Below are 14,085 nucleotides of genomic sequence, written 5' to 3' on the forward strand. Positions count from 1 at the left end.
TCACGGTGGCGACCAGAAATTCTAGTCCAGCCTCAACCCGCTTTCTCCATCGAAGAGATGGACTAGCGCAATATTTGGCGTCATCGCGATCGTACCGCCTGCGGGCTCATCCACCCGGTCGCGGAACACACCAATGATCTTCTGCTGCCCGATTTTGGCGAAGATCTGCGTTTCCGAGCCGGTTGATTCCACCACCGTAACCTGTGCCTCAACAGCGCCACCCAGCGTGAAATGCTCAGGCCTGATGCCGTAAAAGGCAGATTTGCCGTCAAAACCTTCAGGCACACGCGAAAGTGGCAGGCGGATGCCGTCGTCCGTCTCGAAATAGGGTTCTGCGGCGCTACGGATGTGTCCCTTGATGAGGTTCATGGACGGAGACCCGATGAACCCGGCAACGAAGGTGTTGGCGGGCTTATCATAGAGCGTCAGGGGTGAACCGATCTGCTCGACACGGCCATCACGCAGCACGACGATGCGGTCGGCCATGGTCATGGCTTCCACCTGGTCATGCGTCACGTAAATCATGGTCGTGGCTAAGCGCCGCTGCAATTCCTTGATCTCAGCGCGCATCTGCACGCGCAGCTTGGCATCGAGGTTAGACAGCGGCTCATCGAACAGGAACACCTTGGGATCGCGAACGATTGCCCGGCCCATGGCAACACGCTGGCGCTGACCGCCAGAAAGTTGGCGGGGGTAGCGCGTGAGATAGGGGACAAGGTCGAGGATCTCGGCCGCTCTGCGGACACGAGCATCGATATCAGCCTTGGTCTCACCCCGCATCTTGAGTGCGAAACCCATATTCTCGTCAACGGTCTTGTGCGGATAAAGCGCGTAGCTTTGAAACACCATCGCGATGTCTCGGTCTTTTGGTGGCAGGTCGTTGACCACCTTGCCGTCGATCTGGATATCTCCGAACGTGATCGGCTCTAGCCCCGCGACCATGCGCAGCAGCGTTGATTTTCCGCAACCAGACGGCCCCACCAGAACGACGAACTCGCCGTCGGGTATTTCAACGGAAACGCCATGGATCACCGTCAGGCTACCATAGGCCTTTCCGACATTGACGATATTCATCGATGCCAAAAGCGTTTCTCCTCCCACGGTGCCGCGCACTCCTCGCGACATTGCGCCTTCCTTGTCCGCCAGCGGGTGCAGCTCCTCGCTGCACTGCCAAACATGTATCCTTGGAAAGACGTCATCCGTTCATGAGACTTCACATATATTTATACCGTTGTAAACTGGCGCACCATCAAAGCCCCAGATATTTCTGAAAGCATCAATTTAGACCGGACAAACTGCTGCGCATATCAGCAATGATTGATAAATCAGGTGATTGGGGCGCAAGTTCGGGGCATTCTTCTTCTGAGCTGATTGTCAGCATTACAAAATCGCGTTAAATCGTGAAGAAGACGTTTGCCAATCCCGGGAGGAGAAAGCAGTGCTCAAAGGGATAGACCCTATTATCAACGCTGAGCTGATCCATGCCCTCATGCTGATGGGACATGGAGATCAGCTGGTTTTATGCGACATCAACCACCCGGCCCAAACCATTGCCCGGCAGACGACATTTGGCCGCCTGATCGATGTTTCCGGCTGCGGCCTCGAGCGCACTGCCGAAGCGATCCTGAAGCTCTTCCCGCTGGACACTTTCGTCGACGCACCAGTGAAGCGCATGCAGGTCGTTGGCGACGCAGAGGGCCAGGTTCCGATTTTTGCAGCCATGCAGAATGTCGTTGATCGGGCTGAAAATCGGCCTGTTACAATTGAGGCACTGGAGCGTTTCGCATTTTACGAGGCGGCCAAGAAATCCTTCGCGATTGTGCGAACATCAGATCCCGGACCATATGGCTGCTTCATTTTTAGCAAGGGAGTTATCTAAGCGACGTCAGGTCGAGGAGTAAGGGTATATAATCGCATCAAGCTGGCACGATGATGTGCCAGCCGTAGGTGTATTTGCTTTTCAGACCAGCGCAGTTTTCTGCTTGCCGAATGTTGCAGTCCGTCATGGTTTCATCCGTGACGTATGCCCTATTTGAACGCAGCAGGAAGCCAGAGTGATAGGGCGGGAATATACGTCACCAATAACAGCACGACGATGCCCGCACCATAGAATGGCCAGATCGATCGCATTGCCTCCCAGACGGTAATCTTGCCGACAGCGCAGGCCACGAACTGCACACCACCAACGGGGGGCGTATTGAGGCCAAGGCCGTAGTTTAGGATCATGATCACCCCAAAATGGACCGGATCGACACCATAGGCGGTGGCGATGGGGAGAAAGATCGGCGTCGTGATGATGATCGTCGGGCCCATATCCATGAAGGTGCCCAGAACCAGCATGATGACGTTGAGAAGCAACAGGATCACGATGGGGTTGTCAGACAGCGTCTGCATCCAGATAACGAGCGTGGTTGGCACCCGCAGGAACGCCATCAGCCAGGAAAATGCCGCGGCGCAGCCGATGATGAGCAGAACCATGGCGGTTGTGCGCACAGCGCCCATGGTGGCGTGAACGAAGTCCTTCCAGCTGAGCTGACGATAGATGAGCGTGGTGACAAGCAGGGCATAGATGACAGCGACGCAGGAGCTTTCCGTTGCAGTGAATATTCCCGAACGCACGCCGCCAAAGATGATGGCGATGAGCAGCAGACCGGGAATGGCGGCAGCCAGAAGATGGAGCGCGACCATGAAGCCTGGAAAGGGTTCGGTTGGATAGCCGCGTTTGCTGGCGACGATATAAGCGGTGATCATCAGCACGCCTGCAAACAACAGACCGGGGATGACGCCGGCGGTAAACAGGTCGGCAATGGAAATCTTGCCGCCCGCAGAAATCGAGTAGATAATCATATTGTGGGATGGCGGCAGCAGGAGTGCAATCAATGCTGCCATCGAGGTGACGTTGACGGCGTAATCGGCACCATAACCGCGCGCCTTCATCTGCGGAATCATCAAGCCACCGACCGCTGCGGCTTCAGCCACGGCAGAACCCGAAATGCCGCCGAACAATGTAGATGTGACAATGTTCACCTGGCCGAGCCCACCGCGCAGGTGCCCGACGAGCGATGCCGCAAAGGCCACTATGCGCCCGGCAATGCCTCCGCGAACCATGAGATCGCCCGAATAGATGAAGAAGGGGATGGCCAGCATGGAAAAGACACTCATGCCGGAATTCATCCGCTGGAAAACCACTAGCGGCGGCAAGCCCATATAGGCGACTGTCGCCAGGCTGGAAATGCCAAGACAAAATGCGATTGGCGTGCCGATCAACATCAGCAGCGTGAAGCTGCCAAACAGGATCCAGAGTTCCATCGTGTTATTTCCCCTTCACGACGTTGGATGAGTTTTTGTGGGCAAGATCGGCCGCGTCTTTGCGAACATCTGCGATGTTTTCGAGTTCGACTGCGATTTCCGTCGGCGCCATCTCATCAAGCGCTTCGTCGACCGGCAGGTTCAACGCCCGAGCGATGATGCGCTCCAGGGCGAAAATGCAGATCAATACCCCACCGCCCACAAGGGGTGCATAATCCCACGCGCCTGAGATGCCGAGCGCTGGCATGATGGTGTTCCAGGTCAACATAACCAAGCTGATGCCGTACCAGATCATACCAATGCCGAAGGCAAAGATGACGATGTCCGAAATCATCCGCAGCCATTTCTTACCGGCTTTTGGCAGAACATATAAAAGGACATCAAAGCCCATATGGTTGTTCTCACGCACACCCACGGCGGCACCTAGAAAGATGAACCAGCTCATGAGAATGACGGCGCCCGGCTCGCTCCAGCTTGGGGAGTCGTTCAGCACGTACCGGCAAAAAACCTGCCACGCGACGATTGCGGTCATGCAAACAAGGCCGATACCCGCGATGTAAAGAACCAGCGTGTTCAGTTTCGTTAGAATGGGGAGGCTCGATTTGAGATGGGTAGACATGAAGATGCCTCCTGACCCTTCTGATGCTGAGAAAGGGCCCGACTAAAATATCTGGAATGATGGCAGTTAGGTTCGACAAACACCCTGCCTGCTGAACTGAAAGGCAGGGTGTTCTCTCGGCTTACTTGGTAGCCTGAACGTCGGCGACAAGCTTTTTCAATACGTCGTCTTTGACGTGCTTTTCATAAACCGGTTTCATTGCATCGATGAAGCCCTGCTTTTCGACTTCATTGACAGCCACGCCCGCCTTTTCGATGGTCGCACGCGACTGGGCAGTCTTTGCGGCCCACAGCTCACGCTGCTTGGCTACGCTGTCCTTCGCGGCCTGCTTGAAGATGGCCTGATCTTCTGGAGTCAGCTTGTCGAACGCCATCTTGTTCATGACGAAGACCTCCGGGAGGATCGTGTGCTGATCAAGCGAGTAGAACTTGGCGACTTCATAGTGCTTTGCGGTATCGTAACTTGGGAAGTTGTTTTCAGCACCGTCGATCACGCCTGTCTCGACAGACGAATAGACTTCGCCATAGGGCATAGGCGTTGCGTTAGCGCCGAGCGCAGTGGCCATATCGACAAAAATGTCGGACTGAATGACCCGGAATTTCAGGCCCTTCATGTCTGCAACCGTTTTGATCGCCTTTTTGGAATTGTAGAAGGAGCGTGAGCCAGAGTCGTAGAAGGCCAGGGCCACCAGGCCAGCAGGCTCGAAAGCAGCCTTGATCTGTTCACCGATAGGGCCGTCCATAACCTTGTGCATATGGTCTTCTGAACGGAAAATATAGGGCAGAGCCGGAATGATGGATTCTTTCACAGTTCCGTTGAACGGTGCCATCGAAACGCGATTGAGCTCGATAACGCCCGATCTGACCTGTTCGATTGTATCTTTTTCTTCGCCCAATTGTGCGGAATGGTAGATTTCAACTGAGTAACGACCGCTAGTGCGTTCTTTTACCAGTTGGCTGAAGTATTTCACACCTTCTACGGTTGGATACCCGTCTGGGTGGGTGTCTGACGACTTCAGAACTGTTTGCGCCCACGCCGAGCTGAGTGCGAGTGTGGACACCAGCGCGGCGCCCGTGAGCAGTTTGGTGATATAAGACATTTCCCCTCCCATGGCGAAAACAGGTTCGCCGGTGCTGCGATTTCCCCATCGAAAAGCAGCGGCGAAATCGCCGGCAAAGAGCTTCTATTTGGAGCAGTCAGCCAATCCTCCATCGGCTGGGAAATTTCATACTGTTGTTCAGATATCGTGTCAACATATCTCTAAGTATAAGATATATGATGACTAGGGGTTATTCATATGTCATCGAGGCGTCGGAGAATGGGGAGCTTGCCACTTCAAATTGTTGAAATGTGCGACAAATCCGTCAAAGCTATTCATCTGTGGCTTCAGTTTTGCTTAGCGCGTCTCATTGGCATACGATCTATGAGGTCGAACATTTCGACATCACTGACGACCTTCTCGCTACGAAGTTTGATGCCGCCATCCATGCCGACGAGAACGACCTGAAACCCGTCATTTTTGATATCAGCATCCGTCCTCAAATCCGCTGATTTCAGGGCGGGAGCGTCGCCATAGACTGCGCGGGCCTCGCCATCGGAAACCCTGATGACGACCATGTCCCTCTCGTCAAGCTCGGCCTTCTGGCGCTTGAGTATTTCAATCTGCTGAAGCAGCGTTTGATCAACCGCGCTGCCGAACACTAGAACGACACGGTTCTTCCAGGCGAAATCTTTGAGGCTATCCATTGCGAACACCTGTGATGAGGAGAGTGCGATGAGAGACGCTATGAGAATTCGTTTCATATGACAGACCTCCCGTTGATCTCTTATTTATACGCGAAGTTGGCCGAGCTCTGTCATCACGATGGTGTTTTAGCACCTGCTTGGACCGGATTGCTGCCCGCAAGACCAGCGCCAGTAAAGCGGATGCAGGTTGCTGGCGACCACGAGGGCAGTATTCCACTGGAACGTTTCGGATGACGAAGCGATCAGAGATTGCATGTCATAAAATCGCAACCTGCAATTCGATACAGAACAGATCCGGGGCAAGCTTCGACAAACAAGATACTTCCAGTTATCGGAAAAATCCTTATACACAACATTGATAGTTAATCGGTGTCGCTTGGGCGCATTAAACATGACGTTTTCTCTGCAAACATTTGGCCAACTACAGCTCTTCGATTCGCAGGACGAAGCTGTTTCTTTCCCGGAAAAGGGTCTCTTGATCCTGGCCTATCTGCTAACAGCACCTGAGGGTTCTGCTCATCGTACGACATTGGCGCAGTTTTTATGGGGTGATGAGAACAGGGAAGTTTCGCTCGTCAACTTGCGCTCGACCATTTCGAGAATCAAATCTCGGCAGGAAGAGCTTGGGGCGGATTTTCTCTCCTTTACGGGCAGCACAATCTCTCTTGGTCAAACGACGGTCGCCTGCGATCTGCTCTCGCTTCACAAGACGGATTCTGAAGCCCCCCTCACCTGGCTCGGACGGCTTGTTGCGCTTTTCAACCGGACGTTCCTTGCAGCTGTGAACTGCCAAAGTCGCGAGTATGATGTTTGGCTGATACAGCGCAAAATCTACCACAGCGCCCTTCTTAAGGGACTGTTGAAGGAAACGTCGAACTCCGCGAAAACACCCAAGGAAGAGGAGATCATTAAAAATGCCGCGATTCTCATCTTTCATACGGAGCCGGAAAATCCAGATACGCTCAAATTCCTTGTGCAGATATTCAATGCAGAGGAGGAAGTTGAGTATTTTCGGAAACACCTTGAGCAACGGAAACAGTCACTTTCCCGGGGCCTAGCTTATCTAGGCGCTGGGTCCGATACAGATGCTGCAGAAACCGTCGGCAAGAATGAAGGGGTCTCGCAGTTTTCCGCATCGGACACAACCGCTCTCGACGCGCTCATCAAGCCCGAAGAAGTCCTGAAAAGCGCCGTTCCTCGCCTCGCCTTGCTACCTCCCACGCACCACCATCTTGATCCGATGGTCGCCGTGGTCGCATCGTCGTTGATCGAGGATATTACAATCGGGTTCTGCGCCCTGAATAGCCTTGAGATCATTGCCCCTCATACAGCAGTTCGGATCGGCAAAACATCTGAAGACAAGCCAAATGTGTTTGAACGCTATGACATCACCTATGTTCTGGACACCCGTTTGAGCAGTCTGGAGAATGGCGACCTATCGCTGTTTGTTCAGCTCACATATGTCAACAGCTCCGAAATCGTCTGGGCTGAGCGCTACAACCTCGAAAGCCTCAACCTGATAGACCGCCGTCGCGACCTGTTGCGGCAAATTACACTTTCGGTGTCCGGACGAATTGAAAGCCATCAGATCACCCGTCCATATTTTGAGCGAAGCGCGGCTGCCTATCACCGATATCTTATCGGCCGCCACTATCTCAATCGACTGACGCTTCCAAATCTGCGCCGTGCGCGAAAGGAGTTGAGGGGCGCCTTACAGGAAGACTCAAACTTCGCCCCGGCCTTGAGTGCTATTGCACGCACCTACTCAAAGGAATGGCTTCTCACCGCGCGCGGAGATATGGACCTGCTGGAAACCGCTTCGGAATACGCCACGCGTGCGATCGACGCTCGGCGTGACTTTGCAGATGGATACCGGGAACTCGGCGTTACAAAGCTTCTCATGGGTGAACTTGAAGAAAGCGTAAGGACCCTGGAAGTGGCGGAGACGCTGAGCCCCCATTACGCAGACATTATCGCCGACCATGCCGACACATTGAACCATTTTTCACGACCAGATCTTGCCTTGCAAAAGCTCGAACGTGCGATGGAGCTGAACCCCCTTGGCCCTGACTCGTATTTGTGGACCGCAGCAGGAGCCAGCTATAGCCTCGGCAAGTTCAATGATGCCCTCGGCTACATCGAAAGGATGGTGGACGGCGACCTTGCTGATCGGCTTTCTGCCGCAAGTTGGGCCATGCTTGGGGACGAAAAAAAGTCTCGTTTCTTCGTTCGGCGGGCTCTTGAATCGAACCCTCAATTCGATATTGATAACTGGCTGGCCATCGTTCCTTTCAAGGAACAATGGCAAAAGGATATTTACCGCGAAGGCTTAAAAAAAGCCGGTTTTTAGTTATTCCAAGAAGGAAATTATTTAAATGGCAAACGTAGTAGTGCTTGGCGTGGCGGATAAGCAAGGTCTCTGGGTTGTAGATATCGATGCTGGAACGGTCACACGTCTACCGGAACCTACCTCCGGAAATCTCAAGAACGTTGTCGATCTTCGCGCAGCCGGAGCATCGGTTATTAAGGGCGTTGACGTCGCCATTTCGATAGCATCAGCCAGCGATGTCGCTGCTGGTCATATGGAATAATCATCCAGTTCTGGGTGAAGGGCTGAGAAGTAAGCCCTTCACCAGTCGCTTCGGTCTGCTGGATTACAGTACACCGCGCCTGTTTCGGTACTGGCATCCGCACCATAAGAAACTCAGCTCTTTTCAACTGCACAAATGACAGGGTCGTGCGAACCAGCATGAACCGTTGTTGTTATGTAAGAATTTTTGAGCTCATTCTCATGCACTGTGAAGCTGGTTTCTGTATGCAACTGGGGCTTGCGCCTGTGCAATTTGGCCGCAGCGCCTTGAATATTGTCCCGCCTTTTCCGCATCCTACGTTTTTTTGGTCTGGCCCTGGTGCGTTCACTCCATTAACATGACGAAATTAGTCATGTTAAATTCGTGTCGGACATCGCAACCAGCGTTGTGGTGATGGACGAAAAAGCTGTTGGATGTTGTCGGCTCATGAGTACAGCGTTGTTGCATCTTTTGAAAACGGAGGAGAGCAACCGCCTTTTGCGGTTCTTCCGCCACTGCCTGAGAGATCGTGAAGATGCGGCGGATGCGATGCAAGAAACGGCATTGCGCGTTTTGCAGGTCCCCAAGACGGCGTCCATCGAAAACCCGCAGGCCTATCTCTTTCAGATTGCAAAGTCCGTTGCCCGGTTGACTGTTATCAGACAGTCGCGCGAAAGACCGCTGCTAGTTTCGTTAGAGGATGGGCTCGGAGTTGCCTGCGACAGGCCGGATCAGGAGCAGATCGTCACCGGTCGCCAGCATCTGGTCCTGATGGCCCATGAAATAGGTGCTCTTCCCAAACGTTGCCAGGAGGTTTTCGTCCTCAGTCGTATCCACGGATTGCCCAATGGCGAGATCGCAGAGCGGCTGGGCATATCCCGCAACATGGTGGAAAAGCATATTATAAAAGCGTTGCTGCAATGCCGTCAGGCAAGGGCAAAAATAAACAGCCTCTAGAAGGTCAGGCGCTCGCATGTTTTTCACTCAATATATAAGGATGCTGACTGGAACCTGATTGAGAATGGCGATCTTCTATGCGTGACAAGAAAAGCGACAGAACCGAAGCGGGACTTGACGAACAAGCAGCGCTTTGGGTGGCGCGCATGCAGTCGGCCGATGCAGTGCCTTCGGATCATCAGGCATTTCAGGATTGGCTAAGGGCAGATCCATCCCACCAAGATGCCTATGCGGACATGGCAGCGCTCTGGGGCGACATGCGTGATGTCCAGATCACCTCGCCTTCTCGTCAGGCCCCGAAGTCGCGTCGCGCTGCGTTGACGACACTCTGTCTTCTCTGTCTTTTGGGGGCGACGGCCATCCTGTCTCGACAAGCAGGCCTGATCGATAGGCTCCAGGCCGCTCATTATACCGGCGTGGGCGAGACCCGCATCGTGACGCTGGAAGATGGCACACAGATCAGCCTCAACTCCGACACCGCTATTGAAACGCACTATTCGGCCCATGAACGACGCATCATCCTGTTGCGTGGCGAAGCCTTCTTCGATGTGGCGAAAAATCCGCAACGTCCTTTCATTGTCGATAATAACAGCTTGATGGCGCAGGCGCTGGGAACCCATTACTCCGTGCGCGCCGGCAACGGGTCCTTGCCACAAGAGGTGCAGGTTGAGGAAGGCGAGGTCGAGGTCAAAACAACGTCCGGCACTGCGCGGCTGGGAGCTGGCGATGTGGTGACGATGGACGGTCAGGGAGCTATCGTCCGTTCCCGCCAAGATGTGGCCAACAACACGGCCTGGCGTGAAGGAAAGCTCGTATTTTCCGGCCAGTCGCTGCAACAGGTGCTTCAAATCCTCGCACAATACCGTCATGGCAAAATTCTCGTACTGGACGATGAGGCGGCGCACTTGAGCGTCTCCGGCATTTTCGATCTTCACGACACCGATCAGGCGTTGCGCATTTTGGAAAGCAACCTTCCCGTCAACGTCACGAAGCTCTCCGGAATGATGGTGCTTGTTCGCTCGCGATAATTTTTTCGCAAGACACGTCAGGAGGTCTCACCTCTTCTCACTCTAGGTCAACAGAGAGCATTGCGCGCTTGCGCGGTGCGTTTGTTGAGCAGGCGTTAGGGGACACGAGAATGATTTTGGAAGAGCGGGCACGTAAGCGGCTGTGGCTGGCGACGACGGCGATGATCGGCCTTTCGATGGCAACAATGGTGGCAACGACGCGCGCGCAGGCGCAGGCTTCGGCACCTTCAGCCGCGACACTGTCGGTTCCCGCCGGCCCCCTCGAAAGCGCCATCTTGACACTGGGTCGTCAAGCCAATCTGCGGATGCTCTACCCCTCCACAATCACGCGCGGAAAGACGACCGCAGGCGTTAAGGGACGGCTGAGCGTGTCAGCCGCGGTGACCCAGCTTCTGGCCGGTTCCGGCTTGAGTTTCACCATGGCGGGCGCAAACACCGTGCGTATTTTCGATCCATCCACCACCGCGCAGCAGCCTGGTGTCGCCAATGATGGATCGACAGTGCTTCAAACCATCATTGTCGAAGGCTCCGGCACGGGTGGTGTGCCGGGTGTTGTCGAAACGCAGGGTTATGTCGCGAAATCCGGTCGCAGTGCGACCAAGACGGATACGCCGGTGGCGGAAACCGCGCAGTCGGTATCTGTCGTCAGCCGGAAACAACTGGATGATCGGCAACCGCAAAATGTGACCGAGGCGATCCGCTATACGCCAGGCGCGCGCGGCGGCCAGTATGGAGCAGAACCCCGTTTCGATGCTTTCAAGCTGCGTGGCATCGAGCTTACATATACCGGCGTGTTTCGCGACGGATTGCGCCAGATCAGCAGCCCAAACGGCCTGTTCCGTATCGAGCCCTATGGCGTGGAGGCCTTGGCCGTTCTGCGCGGCCCAGCCGCCTCAATCTATGGCGCCAGCAGCTCTGGCGGCATTGTCGATATCATCTCCAAACGACCGACCGAAGAAACGCTGCGTGAAGTAGAGCTGCAATATGGATCATATGGCCGTGTCCAGGGTGCCTTTGATCTGTCAGGTCCGGTGACGGAAGATGGCTCGGTGCTTTACCGTCTGACGGGTGTCGGGCGCGATGGCCGCAACGAGATCAAAGCGGTCAAGGATGATCGTGTGATGATCGCGCCTGCAATGACGTGGAAGCCGGACGAAGGAACCAAATTCACCGTTCTCGGAGAATATATGGATTCGACGACGGGTGGTACCTGGGGCTATATCAACGATGCCAACGGTGCAACGCCGGTCTATGGTGGCGATGCCCGCTTCAATGATTTTACACAGCAGCAATGGCGGATCGGCTATGAACTTGAGCATGATCTGACAGACGCGGTTACCCTGCATCACAAGCTTCGTTACTCAGATCTTTCCACAAGACAGGAATACGCTTTTGGTGGCGTGCCCGGCCTAGTCTATGAAGACAATAAGGGTCTGGCGACAGATACCTATCTGGAGGCTGAGTTTCAAACAGGTGCTGTACAGCACAAGCTGATCGGCGGCATCGACTACAGCTACATGGAATATGACTCGCGCCAGGGATACGGCGTGGCTCCATTCACAAGCAATTTCACATATGTTCCGGACATTACCGTTTTCCAGAACCAGAAGCAGAATGCCGTCGGTGTCTATGTTCAGGATCAAATCGAGATCGATGCCTGGCGCATTGGCCTTGGCTTGCGTCATGATTGGCATGACAGCGAGTATTCGGCAGGGGGTGCGAGCTACTCGCGCAACGACAGCGAGACGACAGGGCGGGCTTCGATTGGCTATGTCACACCGTGGAATATCATGCCCTATGTCAGCTATGGTACGTCCTATGTGGCAAACCCGGGCGTCATCATTTCATCGGGCGGTGGATCATCCCAGGCGGATCCGACCCTTGGAAAACAATATGAAGTCGGCTTGAAATACGAAATGCCGGACCAGAATGTTCTGATTTCTGCCGCCTACTTCGATATCGACCAGGAAAATGCGTCTGTTTATGCCTATGACTCAGCCACCAGCCTCAATGTCTTGCGGCAGTTAGACATGCGCTCGCGGGGCGTGGAATTTGAAGTAACAGCCTCGCTGGACAACGGCCTGAGCCTGACGGGCGGTTATTCCTATAATGACGTCAAAATCACCAAGCTGACACCCGAGACTGTGGGTCGACAGCTCAATTCCAGCCCATATCACATGTTTTCGCTTTGGGTTGATTACGAGGTGCAATCCGGTGCCTTGGAGGGCCTCGGCCTGGGTGCAGGCGTACGTTATGTCGGTTCCAGCTTCGGCAATGATTTTCACACCCCGGTTTTCAACAATGGAGCCCGGACCTTTGTGGATGCCGCAGTTCGCTATGATCTCGGCAAGCTGAATGACGCGATGGAGGGTGTGAAATTGCAGGTCAACGCAACCAATCTTCTCAACGAAGTCAATCAAGTGTGCACGACCGGCTTCTGCTACTTCGACGAGGGTCGTAAAGTGGTTGCCAGCGTCAAGTACAACTTCTGATGATGCCGACCGCCCCGACCGACATAAAGCCCTCACAGGTCTCCGTCTTCGCGGCGGTGGGCGGTCTTTATGTCGGGCAGAGTGTGATCGGAGGGCTGACCTTTCTTGGGCTTCCGGCGGTATTGAGAACCGCCGGTCTTCCGCTAGACCAGATCGGCCTATTGTACCTGATCGTTCTGCCATGGGCTTTGAAGTTTCTCTGGTCGCCCTTCATAGAACGATACCGCCTGCCGCGCGTAGGCAAAAACAGGTCGCGGATCATTGTTGGCGCGGGCGTCGGGATTTGCGCCTGCGGTCTCGTCATCCTCGCCTTCACTGGTCCTTCCCCGGTCAGCACCGCCATTGCCATCCTCTTTGTCGTCGCTGTCGTGACAGCGACCGTTGATATCGCCTGCGATGGCTATGCCGTCGAGACGCTTTCGGCTGAACACCATGGCTGGGCAAACGCCGCTCAGGTCGGCGGCTCTTACCTTGGTTCGGCCATCGGAGCCGGGCTGTTCCTTGTTCTTGTGGATTGGTACGGATGGCGAAGTGCGACACTGGTCATGGCGGTCCTCGTGGTTCTGCTGGCATTGCCCTTCGTTTTCGGTCCTGCCGCCAAAGCAACTGTTGAGACCCGCGACCAGACGCCATCTATCCGTCACGCACTCGCCAAGCCGCATATCAGAACCGGCCTCCTCATCGCTGCGATCTATGTTGCGGCACAAAAGTGGGGCCTTGCCATGCTGGGGCCTTTCCTCATCGATTACGGCTTCGATCTCGCAACAATGGGTGCGTTCAATGGTGCCGGAAGCATGATCGTGGGCTTCGGCGGAGCACTTCTGGGGGGGCTGTTGGTGCGCCTTTACGGCTCGTCGCGCGTGCTTGTCTTATCGATTGCTGCGCAGACAATTCTGCTCTGTGCCTTTGCGGCCTTCAGCCTTCACCGCGATATCGCAGATTGGGTTGTCATGACGGTTGCCATCACCAGTTCATCAGGCGTGATGTCGATTGGTTTCGTTGCCCTATATGCCTGCTTCATGGGTTGGTCTGACCCGCGACAAGCCGGCGTGGATTTTACACTGTTCCAATGTATGGACGGCATTGTCAGCATGGCCGGTGGAATAGGCGCAGGCGCAATTGCCGAGCGTTTCGGCTACCATACCGCCTTTCTGTTTGCCGCTGGCGTATCTGCCATCGCCGTGCCCGCAATCGCGCTGCTTTCGAGACGAAATGCGGCTTTGGCGACACCATCTTGATACTTCCTTAGGTTGTATTCGCTTCGCATTTCTTTGCATGCTGCTTATTTTCGGTGGTGATTAAAAATATTTTTATTGCACGATGCGTGCATGCGCGAAGCCGCGCTCTAAATTCAACTCAACACA

The 14,085-nt window shown here is 54.5% G+C and carries 12 protein-coding genes; 7 read left to right on the forward strand and 5 right to left on the reverse strand.

All coding sequences use genetic code 11. From position 1 onward, the window contains the following. Positions 1–21: 21 nt before the first annotated feature. Positions 22–1,083: an ABC transporter ATP-binding protein gene (locus ACQZ51_RS12535; RefSeq protein ID WP_448778319.1), complete on the reverse strand. Its 1,062-nt coding sequence runs from the start codon at positions 1,081–1,083 to the stop codon at positions 22–24. 355 nt (positions 1,084–1,438) lie between these two features. Between ACQZ51_RS12535 and ACQZ51_RS12540 the strand changes: the two genes are divergently transcribed. Next, on the forward strand, positions 1,439–1,879 hold the full coding sequence (locus ACQZ51_RS12540; protein ID WP_448777637.1) for an RbsD/FucU family protein: 441 nt from the start codon (positions 1,439–1,441) through the stop codon (positions 1,877–1,879). Positions 1,880–2,028: 149 nt separating this feature from the next. On the opposite strand, the gene ACQZ51_RS12545 is transcribed toward ACQZ51_RS12540, so the two are convergent. The 4 genes from ACQZ51_RS12545 to ACQZ51_RS12560 all read right to left on the reverse strand — a co-directional run bounded on the left by ACQZ51_RS12545 (position 2,029) and on the right by ACQZ51_RS12560 (position 5,731). Further along, positions 2,029–3,309, reverse strand: coding sequence for a TRAP transporter large permease (locus ACQZ51_RS12545; protein WP_042618760.1), 1,281 nt, complete (start codon positions 3,307–3,309; stop codon positions 2,029–2,031). A 4-nt stretch (positions 3,310–3,313) separates the two neighbouring features. Continuing rightward, positions 3,314–3,928 (reverse strand): TRAP transporter small permease, encoded by a 615-nt coding sequence (locus tag ACQZ51_RS12550; RefSeq protein WP_448777639.1) that lies wholly within the window; start codon positions 3,926–3,928, stop codon positions 3,314–3,316. Positions 3,929–4,049: 121 nt separating this feature from the next. After that, a complete protein-coding gene (locus ACQZ51_RS12555; RefSeq protein ID WP_448777640.1) occupies positions 4,050–5,027 on the reverse strand; it encodes a TRAP transporter substrate-binding protein in 978 nt (325 codons plus the stop codon). A 287-nt stretch (positions 5,028–5,314) separates the two neighbouring features. Beyond that, positions 5,315–5,731: a DUF4174 domain-containing protein gene (locus ACQZ51_RS12560; protein ID WP_448777642.1), complete on the reverse strand. Its 417-nt coding sequence runs from the start codon at positions 5,729–5,731 to the stop codon at positions 5,315–5,317. Positions 5,732–6,065: 334 nt separating this feature from the next. Between ACQZ51_RS12560 and ACQZ51_RS12565 the strand changes: the two genes are divergently transcribed. The 6 genes from ACQZ51_RS12565 to ACQZ51_RS12590 all read left to right on the forward strand — a co-directional run bounded on the left by ACQZ51_RS12565 (position 6,066) and on the right by ACQZ51_RS12590 (position 13,959). Next, entirely contained in the window at positions 6,066–8,024 is a 1,959-nt protein-coding gene (locus ACQZ51_RS12565; RefSeq protein WP_448777643.1) for a hypothetical protein, read from the forward strand. A gap of 25 nt (positions 8,025–8,049) precedes the next feature. Continuing rightward, the gene (locus ACQZ51_RS12570; RefSeq protein ID WP_448777645.1) at positions 8,050–8,265 is read left to right on the forward strand and encodes a hypothetical protein; all 216 of its coding nucleotides are present in this window, start codon (positions 8,050–8,052) and stop codon (positions 8,263–8,265) included. 426 nt (positions 8,266–8,691) lie between these two features. Next, complete coding sequence (locus ACQZ51_RS12575; protein ID WP_448777647.1) at positions 8,692–9,201, forward strand: RNA polymerase sigma factor; 510 nt, start codon at positions 8,692–8,694, stop codon at positions 9,199–9,201. Positions 9,202–9,278: 77 nt separating this feature from the next. Then, positions 9,279–10,229 (forward strand): FecR family protein, encoded by a 951-nt coding sequence (locus ACQZ51_RS12580; RefSeq protein ID WP_448777649.1) that lies wholly within the window; start codon positions 9,279–9,281, stop codon positions 10,227–10,229. 110 nt (positions 10,230–10,339) lie between these two features. Beyond that, positions 10,340–12,721: a TonB-dependent siderophore receptor gene (locus ACQZ51_RS12585; RefSeq protein ID WP_448777650.1), complete on the forward strand. Its 2,382-nt coding sequence runs from the start codon at positions 10,340–10,342 to the stop codon at positions 12,719–12,721. A 2-nt stretch (positions 12,722–12,723) separates the two neighbouring features. Then, complete coding sequence (locus ACQZ51_RS12590) at positions 12,724–13,959, forward strand: MFS transporter (RefSeq protein WP_448778321.1); 1,236 nt, start codon at positions 12,724–12,726, stop codon at positions 13,957–13,959. Positions 13,960–14,085 lie beyond the last annotated feature (126 nt).

Source organism: Agrobacterium sp. CG674 (genome assembly GCF_053521645.1).

What these genes read in the sequence shown, in the direction of transcription:
- ACQZ51_RS12545 (WP_042618760.1), bottom strand. Translation starts at nt 3,309, where the DNA reads ATGGAACTCTGGATCCTGTTTGGCAGCTTCACGCTGCTGATGTTGATC.
- ACQZ51_RS12550 (WP_448777639.1), bottom strand. Translation starts at nt 3,928, where the DNA reads ATGTCTACCCATCTCAAATCGAGCCTCCCCATTCTAACGAAACTGAAC.
- ACQZ51_RS12555 (WP_448777640.1), bottom strand. Translation starts at nt 5,027, where the DNA reads ATGTCTTATATCACCAAACTGCTCACGGGCGCCGCGCTGGTGTCCACA.
- ACQZ51_RS12560 (WP_448777642.1), bottom strand. Translation starts at nt 5,731, where the DNA reads ATGAAACGAATTCTCATAGCGTCTCTCATCGCACTCTCCTCATCACAG.
- ACQZ51_RS12565 (WP_448777643.1), top strand. Translation starts at nt 6,066, where the DNA reads ATGACGTTTTCTCTGCAAACATTTGGCCAACTACAGCTCTTCGATTCG.
- ACQZ51_RS12570 (WP_448777645.1), top strand. Translation starts at nt 8,050, where the DNA reads ATGGCAAACGTAGTAGTGCTTGGCGTGGCGGATAAGCAAGGTCTCTGG.
- ACQZ51_RS12575 (WP_448777647.1), top strand. Translation starts at nt 8,692, where the DNA reads ATGAGTACAGCGTTGTTGCATCTTTTGAAAACGGAGGAGAGCAACCGC.
- ACQZ51_RS12580 (WP_448777649.1), top strand. Translation starts at nt 9,279, where the DNA reads ATGCGTGACAAGAAAAGCGACAGAACCGAAGCGGGACTTGACGAACAA.
- ACQZ51_RS12585 (WP_448777650.1), top strand. Translation starts at nt 10,340, where the DNA reads ATGATTTTGGAAGAGCGGGCACGTAAGCGGCTGTGGCTGGCGACGACG.
- ACQZ51_RS12590 (WP_448778321.1), top strand. Translation starts at nt 12,724, where the DNA reads ATGCCGACCGCCCCGACCGACATAAAGCCCTCACAGGTCTCCGTCTTC.